Source organism: Phenylobacterium sp. (assembly GCF_035276905.1).
Taxonomy (GTDB): Bacteria; Pseudomonadota; Alphaproteobacteria; order Caulobacterales; family Caulobacteraceae; genus Phenylobacterium.
This window is the reverse complement of sequence record NZ_DATELG010000240.1, coordinates 1-2,301: the sequence shown is the minus strand read 5'-3', so window position 1 is coordinate 2,301 and position 2,301 is coordinate 1. Positions and strand designations below refer to the sequence as shown.

Annotated in this window: 2 protein-coding genes; both read right to left on the bottom strand. The window is 67.7% G+C overall.

Translation table 11 applies throughout. From position 1 onward, the window contains the following. On the bottom strand, positions 1-1,878 hold a 1,878-nt coding region (locus VJS38_RS11110; RefSeq protein ID WP_324088212.1), incomplete at its 3' end, for a TonB-dependent receptor. A 147-nt stretch (positions 1,879-2,025) separates the two neighbouring features. Further along, a partial coding sequence (locus tag VJS38_RS11105) for a hypothetical protein (RefSeq protein WP_324088211.1) occupies positions 2,026-2,301 on the bottom strand: 276 nt, incomplete at its 5' end.

Below are 2,301 nucleotides of genomic sequence, written 5' to 3'. Positions count from 1 at the left end.
GGCGCCGGCTTCGTAGCTCCAGACCGTGTCCGACTTGTAGGTCTTGGGCACCGTCAGGACGGTCTCGCCGTAGCGGGCCAGGGTGGCCCCGCAGAGCGTCTCCGGGATCGAGGCGTTCACCCCGCCCGCCCGGAACCCCTTCGAGACCGTGACGTAGGCCATGTCGTTGCCGGTGAACTGGTATTGGACGCTGACCTTCGGAGCCACCGCCGACTCGGTATGGTTTTCCGGACCCGTGATCCCGCCCGGCACCTTCGCCGGATCGTTCCCTCCCGACGCCGGGCCGTAGTGAACCTCGAAGTAGTCGAGGGTCAGCCGCGAGACCCGCAACCCGCCGTTCAGCTTCAGGCGATCGGTGATCCACCAGTTCGCCTCCCCGAAGGCGGCGAGCTCGGTGTCCTTCATGGTCTGGTACTTGGCGCTCCAGCCGATGGGCTGACCCTGGTACTGGAACATGGGCACGCCGTACCGCTGGAGGGCGCTGATCCCGATCAGGCTACGGACCAGAAGGTCGAAGTCGGGGTAGATCTGTTCGTAGAGCTGGGTGTTGCCCTGGTGGGAGTAGAACGCGCCGGCCACCCAGCTGAACGGCTTGGGATCGCCGGTGGACGAGAAGCGGATCTCCTGCGTCCAGCCGTAACGGCGGTTCGAGACGTCGTTGGCGCCGCCGGTGTACCAGCCGGGGTAGTTCGGCAAGCCCGCATAAGCCCCTTGCCCGAGGAAGGTGAAGCCGTTGTAGGTCTGCCGCGTTCCGCGGATGCGGTTCTGGGTGCCTATCGCGCTCGGCGAGAACAGGCTGCTGGTGTCCTGGATGTACGAGCTGATCGACTTGAACGCGACGCCATCGAAATCATGGTCGACGGTCAGGGTCCCAATATTGATCACCGTTTTCGACGGCGAGACGTCGGGGTCGATGGAGGTGTCTTCACCAAGACCGCTGAGCTGCGGCAACGTCAGCGGGCCGCGGCGATAATTCACGTTCGGGGCCGCGCACGAGATCAGCGCCCCGGTGTTGCTGTAACAGCCGGCCTCCTCGGTGATCGGTCCGAGAGTGTCCGGGGTGTAACCGTTGGTCCGACTGCGCCACTTGTCGTGCGAGTTGAAGTAGGCGGCCGTGATGCGGGTGTTTTCGGTGGCGGCCCAGGTCAGGGCGACGCGCGCCATCTGGGCGTCGCCATAGTTGGCGTTCTGGGGCCCCTTTTCCAGGGTCACCCGATTGAGGTAATCGAGCCAGCCGCCGGTGTGACGTCGGTCGAAGCTGACGCGGAAGCCCAGTTTGTCCTCGATGATCGGACCGCCCATCGCCGCCCCGACCTCCCAGCTGGGATCGCCGTCCGCCGTGGTCGACGCCTCCGTGCGCGCGTAGATCGACCGGCGGGTCAAGCTGGGCTGCGGAGTGATGTAGCGGATGGTGCCGCCCTGAGAGCCGCTGCCGAACAGGGTGCCCTGCGGCCCGCGCAGCACCTCCACGCGCTCCAGGTCGAACAGCGGCGGCAGCGGGCTGCCGTTGCCGGTGCAGCACCCGAGCGCGCCGCGCTTGGTCAGCGGCGTGTCGTCCAGGTAGAAGCCCGTGGTCGCCGCCCCCGGGCCGTTGTTCTGGATGCCGCGGATCGAGACGAAAGCGACCCCCGGGGCCGTCTGGCTGATGCCCAGCGCCGGCACCGCAGCGGCGAGGTCGGCCACATTCCGGATCCCCTGCTGGTCCATCGCGCGCTGGGTCTGGGCGCTGACGCTGAGCGCCACCCGATTGACCGTGTCGGTCTGGCGGGTGGCCGTGACGATCACCTCCTCCAGCTCCTTGCCCGCCTCCTGGGCCATGGCGGGCATGGCCACGGCCATCGCCACGGACGTCAGCAGGATCGTCGTTAACGAGCGCATCCGTTTCCCCCTTGAGCGCCGCCGTCTGATCGCGGCTTGCTACGGCTAAGACGGGTGAGGTCGGGGGATCGGAAACGGGCCGCGCAAAAATTTCGCCGGAGGGAAACGGACGCAGGGCCGGCGGCGATCGCCCCCGCGGCGGCCGGCTCAGTACCGGTAGGCGAGCTGCAGGCCGACCTGGCGGGGCGGCGAGGCCGGGGTGACGGTGTAGTAGGGGTTGTAGAAGCCGCCAACGCAGGCGGGCCCGCCGCTCACCGGACAGCTGGTGAGGCCGCCCGCCACCTCGCCCTTGCGCGAGTCGAAGAGATTGTTGACGAAGACGTTGACGTCCAGCGGCCCGCGTTCGACGCCGAGCCGGACGTTGGTGCGGCTGGTGTTTGGGAACTGGGCCGTGGGCGAGTAGGACGGATTGCCGAAGGTCTG